At 72.0% G+C, this 16,547-nt stretch carries 18 protein-coding genes; 9 read left to right on the top strand and 9 right to left on the bottom strand.

The window, feature by feature from the left end:
* Nucleotides 1–12: 12 nt before the first annotated feature.
* The 3 genes from ACGFU6_RS20085 (at nucleotide 13) to ACGFU6_RS20075 (ending at nucleotide 2,632) form a co-directional block, all read left to right on the top strand.
* Nucleotides 13–1,461, top strand: coding sequence for a hypothetical protein (locus tag ACGFU6_RS20085; RefSeq protein WP_393612481.1), 1,449 nt, complete (start codon nucleotides 13–15; stop codon nucleotides 1,459–1,461).
* Nucleotides 1,458–2,117, top strand: a complete 660-nt coding sequence (locus ACGFU6_RS20080) for a class F sortase (RefSeq protein ID WP_393612479.1) — start codon at nucleotides 1,458–1,460, stop codon at nucleotides 2,115–2,117. Before ACGFU6_RS20085 ends, ACGFU6_RS20080 begins: the two co-directional genes overlap by 4 nt.
* 65 nt (nucleotides 2,118–2,182) lie before the next feature.
* On the top strand, nucleotides 2,183–2,632 hold the full coding sequence (locus tag ACGFU6_RS20075; protein ID WP_393612478.1) for a VOC family protein: 450 nt from the start codon (nucleotides 2,183–2,185) through the stop codon (nucleotides 2,630–2,632).
* Between the two features lie 18 nt (nucleotides 2,633–2,650).
* Here the strand turns inward: ACGFU6_RS20075 and ACGFU6_RS20070 are convergent, their stop codons facing one another.
* A complete protein-coding gene (locus tag ACGFU6_RS20070; RefSeq protein ID WP_393612476.1) occupies nucleotides 2,651–3,187 on the bottom strand; it encodes a GNAT family N-acetyltransferase in 537 nt (178 codons plus the stop codon).
* A gap of 84 nt (nucleotides 3,188–3,271) precedes the next feature.
* Complete coding sequence (locus ACGFU6_RS20065) at nucleotides 3,272–3,877, bottom strand: TetR/AcrR family transcriptional regulator (protein ID WP_393612474.1); 606 nt, start codon at nucleotides 3,875–3,877, stop codon at nucleotides 3,272–3,274.
* A gap of 144 nt (nucleotides 3,878–4,021) precedes the next feature.
* Between ACGFU6_RS20065 and ACGFU6_RS20060 the strand changes: the two genes are divergently transcribed.
* Both ACGFU6_RS20060 and ACGFU6_RS20055 read left to right on the top strand, forming a co-directional pair.
* Entirely contained in the window at nucleotides 4,022–4,447 is a 426-nt protein-coding gene (locus ACGFU6_RS20060; RefSeq protein WP_393612472.1) for a RidA family protein, read from the top strand.
* 172 nt (nucleotides 4,448–4,619) lie between these two features.
* Nucleotides 4,620–5,819 (top strand): serine hydrolase domain-containing protein, encoded by a 1,200-nt coding sequence (locus ACGFU6_RS20055; RefSeq protein ID WP_393612470.1) that lies wholly within the window; start codon nucleotides 4,620–4,622, stop codon nucleotides 5,817–5,819.
* A gap of 167 nt (nucleotides 5,820–5,986) precedes the next feature.
* Here the strand turns inward: ACGFU6_RS20055 and ACGFU6_RS20050 are convergent, their stop codons facing one another.
* Complete coding sequence (locus ACGFU6_RS20050; protein WP_393612469.1) at nucleotides 5,987–6,322, bottom strand: hypothetical protein; 336 nt, start codon at nucleotides 6,320–6,322, stop codon at nucleotides 5,987–5,989.
* Between ACGFU6_RS20050 and ACGFU6_RS20045 the strand changes: the two genes are divergently transcribed.
* Entirely contained in the window at nucleotides 6,304–7,110 is an 807-nt protein-coding gene (locus ACGFU6_RS20045; RefSeq protein WP_393612467.1) for an HAD family hydrolase, read from the top strand. The genes ACGFU6_RS20050 and ACGFU6_RS20045 overlap by 19 nt on opposite strands.
* 30 nt (nucleotides 7,111–7,140) lie before the next feature.
* Here ACGFU6_RS20045 and ACGFU6_RS20040 read toward each other — a convergent pair whose 3' ends face one another.
* On the bottom strand, nucleotides 7,141–8,286 hold the full coding sequence (locus ACGFU6_RS20040; RefSeq protein ID WP_393612465.1) for an FAD-dependent oxidoreductase: 1,146 nt from the start codon (nucleotides 8,284–8,286) through the stop codon (nucleotides 7,141–7,143).
* Nucleotides 8,287–8,461: 175 nt separating this feature from the next.
* Here ACGFU6_RS20040 and ACGFU6_RS20035 point away from each other — a divergent pair, with 175 nt between their 5' ends.
* A complete protein-coding gene (locus tag ACGFU6_RS20035) occupies nucleotides 8,462–9,064 on the top strand; it encodes a TetR/AcrR family transcriptional regulator (protein WP_393612463.1) in 603 nt (200 codons plus the stop codon).
* On the top strand, nucleotides 9,064–9,525 hold the full coding sequence (locus ACGFU6_RS20030; RefSeq protein ID WP_393612462.1) for a flavodoxin family protein: 462 nt from the start codon (nucleotides 9,064–9,066) through the stop codon (nucleotides 9,523–9,525). The genes ACGFU6_RS20035 and ACGFU6_RS20030 overlap by 1 nt, the downstream gene beginning before the upstream one ends.
* Before the next feature lie 41 nt (nucleotides 9,526–9,566).
* On the opposite strand, the gene ACGFU6_RS20025 is transcribed toward ACGFU6_RS20030, so the two are convergent.
* From ACGFU6_RS20025 to ACGFU6_RS20005, 5 genes are all read right to left on the bottom strand, one after another.
* Nucleotides 9,567–10,157 carry a TetR/AcrR family transcriptional regulator gene (locus ACGFU6_RS20025; RefSeq protein WP_393612460.1) on the bottom strand — a complete coding sequence of 197 codons (591 nt, stop codon included), beginning with the start codon at nucleotides 10,155–10,157 and terminating at the stop codon, nucleotides 9,567–9,569.
* Nucleotides 10,158–10,354: 197 nt separating this feature from the next.
* The gene (locus tag ACGFU6_RS20020) at nucleotides 10,355–11,245 is read right to left on the bottom strand and encodes an ABC transporter permease (protein ID WP_393612458.1); all 891 of its coding nucleotides are present in this window, start codon (nucleotides 11,243–11,245) and stop codon (nucleotides 10,355–10,357) included.
* Nucleotides 11,232–12,209, bottom strand: a complete 978-nt coding sequence (locus ACGFU6_RS20015) for an ATP-binding cassette domain-containing protein (protein WP_393612456.1) — start codon at nucleotides 12,207–12,209, stop codon at nucleotides 11,232–11,234. Before ACGFU6_RS20015 ends, ACGFU6_RS20020 begins: the two co-directional genes overlap by 14 nt.
* A gap of 161 nt (nucleotides 12,210–12,370) precedes the next feature.
* Complete coding sequence (locus ACGFU6_RS20010) at nucleotides 12,371–13,624, bottom strand: outer membrane lipoprotein carrier protein LolA (protein WP_393612454.1); 1,254 nt, start codon at nucleotides 13,622–13,624, stop codon at nucleotides 12,371–12,373.
* Nucleotides 13,625–13,875: 251 nt separating this feature from the next.
* Nucleotides 13,876–14,886: a polyprenyl synthetase family protein gene (locus ACGFU6_RS20005; protein ID WP_393612452.1), complete on the bottom strand. Its 1,011-nt coding sequence runs from the start codon at nucleotides 14,884–14,886 to the stop codon at nucleotides 13,876–13,878.
* A 156-nt stretch (nucleotides 14,887–15,042) separates the two neighbouring features.
* On the opposite strand from ACGFU6_RS20005, the gene ACGFU6_RS20000 reads away from it, so the two are divergent.
* The gene (locus tag ACGFU6_RS20000) at nucleotides 15,043–16,542 is read left to right on the top strand and encodes a peptide MFS transporter (RefSeq protein ID WP_393612451.1); all 1,500 of its coding nucleotides are present in this window, start codon (nucleotides 15,043–15,045) and stop codon (nucleotides 16,540–16,542) included.
* Nucleotides 16,543–16,547: the final 5 nt, after the last annotated feature.

Here is a 16,547-nt window from a genome sequence, read left to right as displayed (position 1 = left end):
TCCTCACATCTTATGACCCGACCCCTGCGCCCGTCCGGGACCTCCCGCACGCTCCTGCGCACCGCGACCGCCACCGCCGCCCTGTCCGCCGTGTCCGTCCTCGCCTGCGGAATCGCTCCCACCGCAGTCGCGGACGACACCGTGCGGACCGTCCACCAGGACGGGCTCGGCCCCGGCGGCCCCTGGCTCCGCCTCCAGGAGACGACCCCCGACCGGGAGCCGGGGGTCCAGGAGATCTCCCCGAAGCCCGACCCGGTCCATCTGAACGGCAGCCTGCGCCTGGCCATCGCGGCGGGGCAACAGGCCCAGGTCGCCCACTACTTCAACACGACGTGGACGCCGGAACCGATGCGGCCGCTGCTGGACGCGGGCATTTCCTACTGGGCGTACACGGCGTCCGAGGGCTCCAGCGTCACCAATATCGGCGCCAACCTCCAGCTCCCGGCGTCCTGCGGTGGCTTCACCACCCTGTCGTTCGAACCCGGCAACAACACGGACGCGCTGGGCGCCGCCCTGAAGCCGGACACCTGGCAGAAGTACCGGCTCACCGGCGACTCCGTGATGCGGACCTCGCGGGCCGTCGCGGGCATCCCGGCGGGCGGGGACGCGCCGCTGTCGCACTTCGTCACGGCGTGCGAGGGGGCGTACGGGGTGATCGCCAACATCGGGCGGCTCGGGGACGCGAACGGCACACTGAACACCTACGTCGACAACATCACGGCCAAGGGCACCACCTGGGACTTCGCCGTCGCCGGCCGGGCGTCGGCGGCGCTCACCGTCCCGGAGCGGATCAAGGCGGGCGACGGCCCGCGCCCGGCCGACGTCTCCTACACCGACCCGGCGGACGGCCCCGAGTACCAGGGCATCGGCACCCGCCTGACGCTCAAGGGCCCGGCCGGGCTGACGCCGGAGCAGCTGACCGTCGTGTCCGAGGGCTCGTCGGTCCCGCTGACCCGGGAGCCGGACGGATCGTTCACCGGCGAACTGCGGACCAACCTGCGGGCCGGTGCCACGCTGGAGCCGGGCGGGAAGGCGGGAGCCGCCTTCACCCTGGCCGCCGCCGAGGACGCGCCGGCCGGGCGACTCGACGTGACGACCGAACTGACCGTCACCGTCGACGGCACGGAGGGCCCGGTGCGCACGGGCGTGACGGCCACGGACCACAGCCGGATCACCTCCGCCGGCACCCGGCCCAGCCCTTCGCCGTCCCCCACCCACCCCCACCACCCCAAGCCCAACCCGCCCGGCGGCGGCCACGGCAACGGCCACTGGGGCGGCGGCCACGGCGGCGCACCCCTTCCCAGCGGCCCGGTCGACGCGGGTGACGGCTCCACCGCCCTGACCGGCTCCGGCGCCGACGGCCTCTCCGGTCCCGGCCTGGCGATCGGCGCGGCCGGGCTGCTGGCGGCGGTCGCCGCCTCGGCCGGCGCGCTCCGCGCCGCACGGCGCCGACGCGGTTGAGCTCCCCTACCGCGCGGGAACGGCTGCCCCGAGCACCGTTCCCGCGCCGCACCCTGGCGGCCGGGCTGATCCCGGCCGCCGCGGCGGCGCTCGTCCTGCTGCCGGGCTCCCCCCTCGCGGAGCCCGGCGGCGGGGCCGCGTCCCGCTCCGGCCCCCCGGCCACGGCGGCGGCGCCCCTGCCGGGCGCGCTCCCCGCCGCCCGGCCCGTCCGCATCGACATCCCCGGGCTCCGGGTCAGCGCGCCCCTGGTGGACCTGACCCTGGACGGCCGGGGCAAGCTCGGCGTGCCCGACCCGGCGGACCGCAATCTGGCCGGCTGGTACCGGGACGGGGTGACGCCGGGCTCCCCGGGCAACGCGATCGTGGTGGCCCACGTCGACACCGCGACCGGCCCGGCCGCCTTCGCCGGGCTCGACGCGCTGCCGCCCGGCGCCACCGTGGAGGTCCGCCGCGCGGACCGGCGGATCGCGGCCTTCCGGATCTACGCGGTCCGGGAGTACGAGAAGCGCGACTTCCCCAGCGACCGTGTCTACGGTCCGACGAAGGACGCCCAACTCCGCCTGCTCACCTGCGGCGGAGCCTACGACCGCGATGCGGGGGGCTACCAGTCCAACGTGGTGGCCTTCGCCCGGCTGACGTCGGTCCGGCCGGCCTGACGAATCCGCCACGCCCGAACACCGATTCGACCCCGGAGCGGGTCCGTCCGGACCAGAATGCAGCCATGCCCCTTGACTGGAAGATCGTCATCGACGCCGCAGACCCGCACGCCCAGGCCGGTTTCTGGGCCGCCGCCCTCGGCTACGAGATCGAGGACAACAGCCCCCTGGTGGAACGCCTTCTGGGCCTCGGAGCCGTCCCGGAGGCGATCACGACGACCGCGCACGGCCGGAAGGCCTGGCTCGACCTGGCGGCGGCCCGGCACCCGGACGACCCGCACGAGCCGGAGAGCGGTACCGGCCTCGGGCGCCGCCTGCTGTTCCAGCGGGTCCCCGAGCCCAAGTCGGTGAAGAACCGCCTCCACCTGGACGTGCACGCCGGACCGGACCGCCGCGACGCCGAGGTGGCCCGGCTGGAGGGGCTGGGTGCGAAGGTGCTCCGTGAGGTCGCGGAACCGGGCGGGACGTGGACCGTCATGGCCGACCCGGAGGAGAACGAGTTCTGCGTGCAGTAGGCGCGCGGGGGCCGCGGCTCAGGGCTGCGGCTTCCACTCCTGCGACAGCAGCCCCAGGACGACCTCGTCCGCGAACGCGCCGTACACCCATGCCGAGCGGCGCAGCGTGCCCTCCCGGCTGAATCCGGCCCCGGTCGCGGCCTTGATCATCGCAAGGTTGTCCGAGAGGGTCTCGATCTGCAGCCGCTGGAGGCCCCGCACCGTGAATCCGTAGCCGCACAGCGCGCGCACGACGTCGGCGCCGAGACCGCGGCCCCGGAAGTCCGGCCGCAGCGAGATTCCCAGGTGCGCGGTCCTGTTGTGGCCGTCGATGCCCCACAGCAGCGCCTCACCGGCGAGTTCCCCCGCGGACAGCTCGACCACCGAGAAGCACGCCGCGTCGTCGGAGGGTTCACCGATCGCGTACGGGGAGTGCTCCGATCCCGGCGCGATGGGCCGCCAGGGGCGGGAGTCTGCACGTGAGCGGGTCACCACGTCGTCGTACAGCTCGGACTGGAGGACCTGGACATCGCTCTCGTGGCGGGCGCGAAGCCCGATGCTGCCGCTGCGTATCACCCGGCAGTCCTATCCGACGGGCGGCAGGCAGGCAATCGCATTACGTGGCGGCCGACGCCGGAGAGCACCGGGCGTGGCCCGTGCTCACCCGGGCTGCCCCGCGTCGGGCCGGGGCCGCAGGCCCAGCAGGACGTCCTGGACGAGATCGGCGCTGTGCCTGACCGCTTCGTCGCCGAAGCCCAGGAAGTGCCGGTAGTGGATCGGCGCGTAGAAGAGGTCGACCATCACGTCGGTGGGCACGTCGGAGCGGAGCTGCCCGGCGGCGACGGCGGAATCCAGTCGGGCCCGGCACTCCGCGATGCTGGGCTCCAGGACCGTCTCGCGGAACGCCTTCATCAGCTCGGGGTCGTTCTGGGCCTCACCCAGAACACCCCTGAAGGACTCGCTGATCCTGCCGGTGATCAGCCGCCGGCTCACCGCGGTGATCTGGGCCCTGAGGTCGGCGGCGATGTCGCCGGTGTCGGGGAAGGCGAAGTCGTCGCCGAGCTCCTCGTTCATGGCCTCCAGCACCACCGCGCCCTTGGAGCGCCACCACCGGTAGATCGTCGGCTTGCCGACCCCCGCCTGGGCGGCGATGGCCTCGATGGTCACCTTCGCGAAGCCCTTGCGGCTCACCAGGTCGAACGCCGCGTCGAGGATCGCCCGGCGGGCTCGCTCGCTGCGCCGTTCACGTTTCGGGTCGGGGGTCATGGGCCTCACCCTACCGCTCACGTGACGTTACGTTTCGTTTTGACAAGGCCTCCTGGATGACCTAGCTTCCCGTAACGTTACGAAACGTTTCGTCATGCGGCTGTGCCGGGTCCGGTACCCGGCCCACCGAGACAGGGGAGAGACATGTCCAGCAACGAGAACGCGGCCGGCGCGGCGCGCATCCAGAAGATCGCCACCACGCCCGACTGGTACGAGCCGTACCGGATATCGCAGGCCGTCCGGGCCGGGAACTTCGTGTACGTGTCCGGGCAGGCGGGTTTCGAGGAGGACGGGACGACCGTCGAGGGCGGGTTCCTGGCGCAGGGACGGCAGGCGTTCGGGAACGTCGCACGGGTGCTGGAGGCGGCCGGGCTGACCTTCGCGGACGTGGTCAAGGTCGGCATCTTCGTCCGGGACATGGCGGCGAACCTCCCGCACGTGATCACGCTGCGCGGCGAGTTCCTGGCCGAGCCCTACCCGGCCGACACGCTCATCGAGGTCGTCTCGCTGGCCCGGCCCGACTGGCAGATCGAGGTCGAGGTGATCGCGCTGGACCGCGACGCCGCATGAGTACGAGGACGTGACGGGACGGGGGGCGCGAGCGTACGGGGGTGCCGGGACGGACCGTTCGGGCGCCAAATGAGTGGACTCCTCGGCGCCCGAACGGGAAAGGGCGCCTCCGCCGCGGGCCCGGGTGGTGATGTTCATGCCGTCCACCCCCCTCACGAAGAGGTGCCCCCGCATGCGACGTACCCCCTCCCGCCGTCTGCTCGCCGCAGCGCTGCTCGTGGCGTCCGCGCTGGCCTCGACGGCGGCGTTCCCCGCACCCGCCGTCCAGGCCGCGGGCACCGCCGCGCACCACAGGGCCGACTGGCCGCCGCACGGCCTCGGATCCGCGCTCACCGCCCGGCTGGACAGAACCATCGCGGACGTCCGCGAGCAGGCGGGCATCCCAGGCGTGGTCGTCGGGCTGTGGATGCCGGGCCGGGGCAGCTATGTCCGCGCGACCGGCGTGGCCGACACCGCCACCGGCCGGCCGATGACCGCCGACTCCTTCGTCCGGATCGGCAGCGAGACCAAGACCTTCACCGTCACCGCCCTGCTCAAGCTCGTCGACGAGCACCGGATCGGGCTGGACGACCCCATCTCCCGCTACGTCCACGGCGTGCCCAACGGCCGCCGGATCACCCTGCGCCACCTCGCGGAGATGCGCAGCGGCCTGTTCCCGTACACCTCCGACCCCGGCTTCATCCAGGCCCTGCTGAGCGACCCGCAGCGCTACTTCAGCCCGCGCCAGTCACTCGCGTACGGCTTCAGGCACGCGAACACCTCCGCGCCGGGCAAGCAGTTCCAGTACTCCAACACCAACCTCGTCCTGCTCGGCCTGGTGATCGAGAAGGTCAGCGGCCACAAGCTCGCCGACTTCATCCACCAGCGGGTGCTGCGCCCGGCCCACCTGCACCGCACGCTGTTCCCGAGGGGGGCGGAGTTCCCGAAGCCGCACCCGCACGGCTACACCGACCAGACGCTCAGCGGCGACACCGCGGACGCCACGGACTGGAACCCCAGCTGGGCCTGGGCGGCCGGGGCGATGATCTCGGACCTGCACGATCTGCGCCGCTGGGCGAAGACCGTCGCCACCGGCACCCTGCTCAGCCCCGGGACCCAGGCCCAGCGGCTCAGGACGCTGCCGACGGGCTTCCCCGGTACGAGTTACGGCCTCGGGATCTTCGAGACCAACGGATGGATCGGGCACAACGGATCGATCCCGGGGTACGAGACCGTGACCGTCTACCTGCCCCCGCAGAGGGCCACCCTGGTCATCATGATCAACACGGACAGCCAGCGGAACGGCCAGGAGCCGTCCACGGTTCTCGCCCGCGCGATCACCGGGATCGTCACGCCGGACAACGTCTACGACGGCTCGGTCGTCACGCGCTGAGGACTGTTCCGTAGGTGTACTGATCACGAGCTTCGCCGACACGGAGCGCGTGGTCCGCGGTGTCCGGTGCGTGCAGCCGCAAGGCGGAGGATCACCCTCACAGGAGATCACCCCCGCCGCGGCCGGTGACGACGGCACCCGGACAAGGCGGTTCGCGGCCTGCCGGGTCACCCCACCCCGCCGACCCTGCGGAGCATGTCGAGGAACTGGTCCCGCTCGGCCGCCGAGAGCGGGGCCAGCAGCTCGTCGTTGGCCCGCTCCCCCGCCGTCTGGAGGTCGTTGAGGATGCCGACCACGTCCTTCGGGTCGAGCGAGACCGTCCGGCCCAGCTCGGCCTGGGCCACCGGGGCGAGGTCCGCGACAGCCGCGAGGGCCACGTGATGCCACATCCGCACAAGGCGGTCGTGATGGTTCGATGACCCCTCGGCGCACTCCCCCGGGCAGCGCCGCCGGACGCCGGACGCGGACCGCATACGCTCGCCCCATGCCTCTCCCGCCCGCATACGCCCTCGTCGCCACGGACCTGGACGGCACCCTGCTGCGCCTCGACGACACCGTGAGCCCCCGTACCCGCGCCGCGCTCGGCCTCGCCACCGCCGCCGGGGCCCGCCACCTCGTCGCCACCGGCCGACCGGTGCCCGCCGTAAGGGAGTTGTTCGCCGCGCTGAGGTACCGGGGGCTCGCCGTCTGCGGGCAGGGCACGCAGGTGTACGACGCCGGGGCCGGGCGCATGATCCGCGCGGTCGTCCTGGACCGGGAGGCGGCCGCCGCCGCGCTCGGCAAGATAGAGGCCCAGGTGGGGCAGGTCTTCGCCGCGGTGGACCAGGACGGGGCCGACGGCCGGACCCTGATCGAGCCGGGCTATCTCATGCCGCACCCGGCGCTGACCTCCCACCGGACCTCCCACCGCGACGAGTTGTGGGCCGCCCCCGTCATCAAGGTGCTGATCCGCCACCCGGAGCTCGACGACGACGAACTGGCGGCCGCCGCGCACGCCGCCGTCGGGGATCTGGCCACCGTCACCCTGTCCGGACCGGGCACGGTCGAGCTCCAGCCGTACGGCATCGACAAGGGCGCCGGGATCGCGCTCGCCGCCGAACACCTCGGACTGGACCCGGCCACCGCGATCGCCTTCGGCGACATGCCGAACGACCTGCCGATGTTCCGCAGTTGCGGATACGGGGTGGCGATGGCCAACGCCCATCCGCTCCTGCGGGCCGAGGCGGACGAGGTGACCCTGTCCCATCAGGACGACGGGGTCGCGGTGGTCCTGGAGCGGGTCTTCGGCTGACCGGGCCCCCGTTCACACGCGACCGGGCCCTCAGGACCGGTCCGCGCCCGGCAGTGCCTCATCGGGGCCGGGCACGGCCAGCAGGAATTCGGCGCCGCCCTCGAGTGTCCGCGCCACCCCGGCCGAGCGCGGGAGCATCATCTTCTCGTAGCCGCGCACAGCGTCGTCGACGGTGGCGGAGCGGACGAGCGAGAGGGCGAGTTCACTGGCGTCGAGCATGGCGAGGTTGACGCCGACACCCAACGGCGGCATGAGGTGTGCGGCATCCCCGAGGAGCGTCACACCGGGCGCGGTCTCCCAGGTGTGCGGAACCGGCAGGGCGAGGATCGGCCGGTCGACGTAGGGGCCGTCGTTGTCGGTGATCATCCGGAGCATCCGCGGTGACCAGTCCGCGTACTCACGGAGCAGCCGTGCGCGGATCGCCCCGGTGTCCTCCGGGCGGAGCCCCGCCGCAGCGATCCAGTCGACGGGGACGCGCCGCATGATGTAGACGCGCATGTGACCGCCGCTGTTCCGCTGGGCGAAGAGGCCGCGCTCACCGTCGGCGGCATGGGCGCTGCCCTCCCCCACCAGTTCCGCGAGCTCGGGGTGCGCGGTCTCCATGTCGTCGAACCGCGCCTCCAGGAAGCCGACCCCCGTGTAGTGCGGGGTGGCGGGCGAGACCGCGGCCCGGACGCGGGAGAAGGCGCCGTCCGCACCGATCACGAGATCGGCCTCGACGGCCGTCCCGTCGGTGAACCTCAGCGTGCGCGCCCCGTCGGCCGGCCCGCTCACCGAGTCGAGGGCCCGCCCCCACTGGACCGTGCCCGCGGGGAGCGAGCGCAGCAGGAGGTCGCGCAGTTGTCCGCGGTCGATCTCGGGCCGGGCCGTCTCGTCCTCGTCCGGCACGTGGCGGGCGATCACGTTCCCCGCCGGATCCACCCGGCGCATCTCCTGCCCCTCGAACCTGGCGAGCGCGAAGAACTCCGTGAGCAGGCCGGCCTCACGGAGTGCGATCTGGCCGTTGTCGTCGTGCAGGTCGAGCGAGCCGCCCTGGTTCCGGGAGTTCCGGTCCGGGTCGCGGTCGTACACGGTCACGGCGATGCCGTGCCGCTGGAGGACGCGAGCGCAGGTGAGGCCTCCCGGACCTGCTCCGATGACGGCGATGCGCGCGTCGGCCGGTGTCGGACTGTTCATGGTGGATTCCTTTCGTCGGCGGGGTCCCGGCGGTGGCGCGCCTCGGCGCGGCGGTGCCCGGCGTCGCGCCCCGATGGGCGGCGCCCCTTGCCGACACCAGCAAAGCAGGAACGAGTACAGAACTGCAACCATTACAGTTTCTGCTTCATTCCAGCTATGGCGTACAGTGGGCTCCATGCCAGACACTCCGGCCGTCGGCCGCCGCGAGCGCAAGAAGGCCGCGACCAGGCAGGCCATCGCCGATGCCGCCCTGGAGCTCTTCCTGGAGCACGGATACGAGAGGGTGAGCGTCCGTGACGTCGCCGAGAAGGCCGACGTGTCGACGACGACCCTGTTCGCCCACTTCCCGGGCAAGGAGGCACTGGTCTTCGACCGCGAGGCGGAAGTCGAGGCCTCGCTGACCGCCGCCGTCCGCCAACGGCCCCCGGGGCAGGACGTGGTCGAGGCGCTCCGCGCTCACGCGCTGACGTCCTGGGTGCGGATGGCGTCCGATCCGCGCCGGGACCGGTTCACCGCACTGGTGGACGGGACGCCCGCGCTGCGCGAGTACTGGGAACGCATGTGGATGCGGCACGCGGCCGCTCTCGGCGCCGTGATCGCGGAGGAACTCGGCCGGGAAGCCGATGATCTCGCGTGCTCGGCACTCGCGCGGTTCGTCCTGGAAGTCCCGGCCCTGGCCACCGCCGGGCACGATCCGCGCGCTGCCGTGGATACGGTGTTCGATCTGCTGATCCACGGCTGGCGGGCTTCGCAGCTCAGTTCCGAGGGGAGTACGTGATGGGTAAGGCCCTGATCATCTGCACGTCGGTGTCACACGGAAACACGCGCAGGGTCGCCGAGGTGATGGGCGAGGCACTGGGGGCGCGCGTAGTGGCCCCGGAAGAGGCCGACGGCCTGGACGGCCACGACCTCGTCGGCTTCGGCTCGGGAATCTTCTCGCAGAGGTTCCACCCGCTGCTGCGCGAGTTCGTCGCCTCGCTCCCGCCGCAGCGGGGGCGGGCGTTCGTGTTCGCGACAAGCGGGCTGCCCGCGCCCCGACTCGGCCCGATGGTGCGGCTGTTGGAGGGCAAGGGCTTCGAGGTGCCCGACACCTTCTCCTGCCGCGGCTTCGACACCTGGGCACCGTTCAAGGTCGTCGGCGGGATCCGCAAGGGGCGGCCGGACACCAGGGATCTCGCGGCGGCACGCTCCTTCGCCGAGGGGCTGGCACGCGGCACCCAGGGCCCCTCGGCCGGATAGGCCCTGCCCGGCACGCCCTCCGGCGCGGCCCGCCGCCCGCGTCAGCCCACCGCCGCCCCCAGCGACCTCAGCACGTGGTCGACCAGGGACGCCACCGCCTCCAGGTCCTGCATCGGCTTGCGCAGTACGTGGCGGTAGTAGACCGGGCCGTACAGCATCTCCACCGCCAGCCGCAGATCGGCGCCCGGGGGGATCTGGCCCTGCGCCTGCGCGCCGCGCAGCCGGTTGACGACCTCTTCGAAACGGGGTTCGATCAGCTGAGTGCGTACGGTTTCGGCCAATTCGTCGTCGTGGTGGACCTCGGAGAGTATGCCGGCGTACGCCGGGCCGAAGGGCGGTAGGGAGAGCACGGCGACCGCGCCGTTCACATGGGTGCGCAGGTCTGCGGCGATGTCATCGGTCTCGACGGGCGGGTTGGCCTGGACCAGGGCCTCCGTGAACGCCTCCAGCAGCACCGCGCTCTTCGACGGCCACCAGCGGTAGATCGTCTTCTTGCTGACACCCGCCCGTGCCGCGATGGCCTCGACGGTGACGCGGCCGTAGCCCTTCTCCGTGCACAGGTCGAGGGCCGCTTCCAGGGTCGCCCTGCGTGAGCTCTCGCTGCGGCGCAGTGACCTCGGCGATGTGATCATTCGGTGAGCATAGGGCTGTTTGAGCCAATCCTTGTTGACAGTCCGTCGTCAGAAGTCGAACAATACTCAAGCGGAAACGGAACGTACCGTGTCGGCTCGTTCTCGTCCTTCGCACCGTTCGTGCCGTTCGTGCCGCGACGAGCCGATCGGGGGACGGCTCGCCCGGCCGACGGTACGGGTGAGGTTCCCGTTCACGGTCAGGCCGTGATGTCCTTCGCCGTGAAACGCGCCCAGGCCGCCGAGCCGAACACCACCGCGTACAGCGCCTGCAGCTCCAGGTTCTTCACCAGGTCGTCCCAGTACACCGGGGCGCGCAGCAGGTCCGCGAAGGACAGCCAGTAGTGCGTGAAGAGGTACGGGTGGATCCCGTGCAGCTGCGGAATGGTGTCCAGGATCTGCACCGTGATCAGGATCCCGACCGTCGCCGCCATGGCCGCGATGCCGCTGTTGGTGAGGGTCGAGACGAACAGTCCGAGCGCCGCGAAGCCGATCAGTGACGCCGCGACCGCCACCGCGATGACCGCCGCTCTCAACACGCCCTCGCCGAAGCCGATCCGGGTGCCGGAGATCGTCGTGACGTCCCCGACGGGGAACAGCAGCGCCCCCACGGCCAGCGCGGACGCCGCCACCACCAGGGTGGCGAGCAGGCAGAAGGCCAGCGTGGTGGCGTACTTGGCGAGCAGCAGCCTGGTCCGGCCGGCCGGTGCGACCAGCAGATAGCGCAGCGTTCCCGCGTTGGCCTCGCCCGCGACGGAGTCGCCCGCGATGACGCCGACCGCCATCGGGAGGAAGACCGGGAGCGTGGCGGCGAGGGAGGCGAAGACCAGGAAGAGGCCGTTGTTGGTCACCTGGGAGAGGAACGCGGGCCCGGCCCCGCTCTCGCCGGGACCGGCCGGTGAGCCGTTCGACGTCTCGATCCGCACCGCGATCCCGATCAGTACGGGCACGGCGGCCAGCACCCCGAGCAGGGCCAGGGTGCGCCGGCGGCACAGCGTGGTGGTCAGTTCGGAGCGCAGGATGCCCAGCGTCCACAGCGGGTTGCGCGGGAGCGGGGCGGCCTCCTCGTGTGCCTGTTCAGCCTGCGACATCGAATCCCTCTCCGGTGAGCGCGACGAAGGCGTCCTCCAGGGAGGCCCGTTCGACGCCGAAGGACCGCACCCGGACGCCGGATCGCACCAGGGCGGCGTTCAGGTCGGACAGTTCGACGGAGCCCGGTGGCGCGTCGCCCCGTACCCGGTCACCGTCGAGGACCAGACCGGTGACCCCGTGTTCCTTCAGGACGCGGGCGGCGTCGGCCGGGTCCGGGGTGGTGACGGCGAGCCGGCCCCGGGTGCCCGCCGCGAGTTCGGCGACCGGGCCCTGGGTGAGCAGCCGGCCGCGTGCCATGACCGCCGCGTGGGTGCAGACCTGCTCGATCTCGTCCAGCAGGTGGGAGGAGAGGAAGACCGTGGTGCCCTCGGCGGCCAGCTCCCGGACCAGGGTGCGGATCTCCCGCATGCCCTGCGGGTCCAGGCCGTTGGTCGGCTCGTCCAGCACGAGCAGCCGGCGGGGCCGGAGCAGGGCGGCGGCCAGGCCGAGGCGCTGCTTCATGCCCAGCGAGTACGCCCGCGCCTTCTTGCCGCCCGCCGCGGCGAGCCCGACCCGCTCCAGCGCGTCGCCGACGCGGGCGCCGCTGGTGCGGGGGTCCGCGGTCGGGTCGGCGCGGTCGTAGCGCACCAGGTTGTCCCGGCCGCTCAGGAACCCGTACAGGGCGGGCCCCTCGATCAGCGCCCCGACGTGCGGGAGCACCGTGCGGGCGGCGGCCGGCATGGGGCGGCCCAGGACGCTCGCGGTGCCGGAGGTCGGGTCGATCAGCCCCATCAGCATCCGGATGGTGGTGGTCTTCCCGGAGCCGTTGGGGCCGAGGAAGCCGAAGACGCTGCCGCCGGGGACGGTGAGGTCGAGCCCGTCGACGGCGAGCTGGCCACCCCGGTACCGCTTGGTCAGGCCCCGGGTCTCGATCACGGGCCCGGGCGGGGGCACGGGCGTGGGCACGGCTGCGGCCCCTGTCATGTCTGCTTCCCCGGTGTCATCCCTGCCCCCAGGTGTCATCCCTGCTCCCCACGGTTCGCGCGGACAGTGGTCGCGGATCGCGTCCGCCCCGCCGTACGGAGCGTACGGCGGGGCGGATGCGTCGTGCGTCATGCGTTCTGCGGGTGGCGGGCCGCCGGATGTCAGCCGGCGTTGTCCGCCGCCTTCACCAGCGCGTCCTTCGTGACCGCGCCGACGTACACCCGGCCGTCATCGGTCATCAGCGCGTTGACCAGGCGGGTCTTGAAGACCGTGCCCGAGCCGAACTTGCCGGTGACCTTGTCGCCCACCGAGTCGAGGAGCTGCTGCGCCTCGGCCGGTACGTCGCCCGATGCCTTCGAGGGCTTGCCGGCCGCGCCGGGGGTCTTGATCTCGGCGATCGCGCTCCAGCCCTTGCCGGTCACCGTCACGCCCTCACCCTTGGCGTTCAGTCCTTCGAGCGCCCCCAGGCCGCCCTCGGCCTTGTGCGCCTTTGCCGCCTTCTCGCGGTTGCCGGCGCTGTCCGCCTCGGTGACCTCGGCACCCTTGGGCGGGGTGAAGGAGAACGAGGACGCGGCGGGCTTGGCAAAGTCGACGGAGGTGAACCCCGCGTCGATCGCCGCCTTGCCGCCGCTGCTGGGCTGGAGGGTGAACTTGAGCGGTACCCCGGTCTTCGCGTCCACCGCGACGGTGATCGACCCGATCGTGGAGCCGCTCTGCTCGGGCTTGAGGACCAGCCGGTAGGCGTCGCGGCCCGCGACCTGCGCGGTGCCCCCGACCGTCACGGACGTGGTGCCGTCGGCCGCCTTGAGCGCCTGTTCGGCGAAGGCCTTCGGCGTGGTCGGTACGCCGTCGGGCGCCGGGTGCTCGCCGCGCTCGGCGTGCTTCCCGGCCTTCTCCTTCGCGTGGTAGACGGCGTTCGACTCGCTGTCGTACGCCCAGACCTGGTCGCCGTTGTGGATGATGCTGTACTCGGACGCGTTGTCCAGGACGGACACCCGCTGCTTGTCGGGACCGTCGGCGGCCACCCGGAGGGTGTGTGTGCCGGACGCCAGCTCGGTCAGCTTCGCCTGCGGGTCGGCGCTCGCACCGCCCTTGCCCCCCGCGCCGTCCGGCACGAAGGAGCCGGCCAGGCCGCCCAGGGACGGGATGCCGAGGTCGGTGCTGATCTTCACCGTGCCGGACAGCTGCTCCGTGTCCGAGGCGGCGATCTTCTCGATGAGTTCCTGCGCGGTGATCTCCGGCAGATCGGGGTCGCCGGAGCTCGCGAGCGCCGGGACCAGCCCGATCGTCGCGGCCGCCACGCCCGCCACCGCTACCGGGACGATGTAGCGCACCGCCTTCCGGCGGCCCGCGACGGCTCGCGCGGTGCCGTGCGGGGCCGTGCCGTTGCTGTCTGCGCTGTCGTTCGGTGCCATGTGTGCCCTACCTCCGTGGTCGGCGGCTTCCGTCGGGATGCACTCGTCCACTCCGTGCCGCCATTCTCACCCGTTTTGGTCAGGAGTGGTTGTTCTCCATCTGACCAAATCGGGGAGCCCGAAGCGTCAGCCCGGGGGAGCAACTCCCCATACCTCTTCGGTATGACACCGGGCGCCGTAACTCCGCCTACCCGTAGGGGTTTGCGAGCAGACCGGGGCCGGCCGGGAGTGCGCCCCGGCCCCGTGGGGGCTCAGCCCGCGCGGTGCACCACGGCGTCGCACATCTCTTCCAGGGCGGACTTGGCGTAACAGCCGGGCAGCGTCGCCAGCGTGGCCCGCGCCTCCTCGGCGTACCGGACGGTGTCGCGGCGGGCCTGTTCGAGCGCCGGGTGGGCGCGCAGCCGGCGCAGCGCCTCGGCCAGCCGGCCGTCCTCGGTCAGGTCGCCGTCCAGCAGCGCGACGAGCTCCAGGTCGTCCGGCTTCCCGTCGGCCTCGGCCTGCGCCCTCAGACGGAGTACGGGCAGCGTCGGGATGCCTTCGAGGAGGTCAGTGCCGGGGGTCTTGCCGGACTCGTGGGAGTCGGAGGCGATGTCCAGGACGTCGTCGGCGAGCTGGAAGGCGACACCGAGCCGTTCGCCGTACTGGGTGAGTGTGTCGGTCGTCGCGTCGTCGGCACCGGCCATCATCGCGCCGAAGCGGCAGGCCACGGCGATCAGCGAACCGGTCTTGCCCCGCATCACGTCGAGGTAGTGCTCGATCGGGTCACGCCCGTCGCGCGGTCCTGCGGTCTCCAGGATCTGGCCGGTGACCAGGCGCTCGAACGCCTCCGCCTGGATGCGCACGGCCTCCGGGCCCAGGTCGGCCAGGATGTGCGACGCGCGCGCGAAGAGGAAGTCGCCGGTCAGCACGGCCACCGAGTTGCCCCAGCGGGAATTGGCGCTGTCCACGCCCCGGCGCACGTCGGCCTCGTCCATCACGTCGTCGTGGTACAGCGTCGCGAGGTGCGTCAGCTCGACGACCACGGCGGCGGGCACCACGCCCGGGGCGTCCGCGTCTCCGAACTGGGCCGACAGCATCGCGAGCAGCGGCCGGAACCGCTTGCCCCCCGCGTGCACCAGGTGCTGCGCGGCCTCTGTGATGAAGGGCACCTCGCTCTTGGTCGCATCGAGGAGTCCCGACTCGACAGCAGCCAAACCGGCCTGGACACCGGCCTCAAGAGCCTGGTCCCGCACGCTCAGTCCGAACGGCCCGACGACGGTCACGAGGGGATCTCCTGTCTGCTGACGATCACACGGAATGTCGATGTGTCGCTGCCATCACTCAAGTCAGCGTATCCGGTCCCCTTTGGATCACCGTGGGCGCCTTCCCGCCACCGCCGGTATGTTCGGGATCAGCTCATACGATCAGGAGTAGTCCCTTTGTCCCACACCGCTCACGACACCGATCCGACCCAGCCACCGCCGGGCGACGACCACGCCTTCTTCGGCCAGCCACGGGGTCTGATGACCCTGTCCGGCCTGGAGGTCTGGGAGCGGTTCTCGTTCCTCGGCATGCAGGCCATCCTCGTCCTGTACTTCGCCGACACGGTCGCCAACGGCGGCCTGGGCATGGAGCCCGGCACCGCCGCCTCCGTCTCGGCCGCGTACGGCACCCTGGTCTACCTGGTCTCCGTCGCGGGCGGCTGGCTGGCCGACCGCATCCTCGGCTCCTACCGGGCCGTCCTGTACGGCGGCATCCTCATCGCCTGCGGCCACTACTCCATGGCGGTGCCGACCGCGACCATGACCTGGGTCGGGCTCGGCCTGATCAGCGCCGGTACCGGGCTGCTCAAGCCGAACGTGGCCACCATGGTCGGCAAGCTCTACCGGACCGACGACGAGCGCCGCGACGCCGGCTTCGCCCTCTACTACATGGGCATCAACATCGGTGCGTTCCTCGGCCCGCTGATCACCGGCTGGCTGGGTGACCACGCGAGCTGGCACTGGGGCTTCTCGGCCGCCGCCTTCGGTATGACGCTCGGCCTGATCCAGTACGTACTGGGCCGGCGTCACCTGGCCGGGCGTAAGCACTCCGCCGAGTTCCCGCTGGCTCCGGAGGCCAAGCGCGGCATCGTGTGGCGGATCGTCCTCGGCGTCGTCGTGGTCGCGGCGGCCGCCACCGTGCTGGCCCTGGTGGGCTGGCTGACCATGGACCGCTTCGTCGACGTACTGACGGTCATCTCGGTGATCGCGCCGGTCGTCTACTTCGTGGTGATGTTCCGCAGCCCGCGGGTCACCCCGGAGGAGCGCGGCAGGCTGCGCCCGTACGTGGTGCTGTTCCTGGCCTCCGTCGTCTTCAACTTCATCCTCTTCCAGGCGTACTCGACGATGATGCTGCTGGCGTCGACCAACGCCCGCACGGAGATCTTCGGCTTCCACTTCCCGGCCAGCTGGTACGCCTCGGCGCTCGGCGCGTTCGAGGTCGCGCTCGCCCCGGTGGTCGCGGCCGTCTGGGCGAGGATGGGGCCGCGCCAGCCGCACGCGTCCAACAAGATCGCGATGGGCGTGATCCTCGGCGGTCTTTCGTTCCTGCTGATGGTCCTGCCGACCTCCGGGCACGCCGACGACAGCTACAAGATGGCCGCCTGGTGGATCGTCGGCTCCTACCTGCTGCTCGGACTCGGCGACATCCTGCTGGAGACCTCCGGCATGTCCGCCACCACCAAGCTCGCCCCCAAGGCGTTCGCCAGCCAGACGATGGCGCTCTGGTTCCTCTCACTGGCCCTCGCCAACGGAATCCAGGCACAGATCGTGAAGCTGTACGGCGAGGTCTCCAACCCCGCCTACTTCGGTGTCAATGGCGCTATCGCGGTGGTGGCCGGTGTGGCCGTCGTCGCCGCCGCCCCCTGGCTCAAGCGCACCATGCACCCCGTCCACTGAGGTAC

The organism is Streptomyces sp. NPDC048462 (assembly GCF_043200175.1).
Lineage (GTDB): Bacteria > Actinomycetota > Actinomycetes > Streptomycetales > Streptomycetaceae > Streptomyces.
The sequence above is the reverse complement of the archived record's forward strand: the minus strand, read 5'-3'. Positions and strand labels throughout refer to the sequence as shown.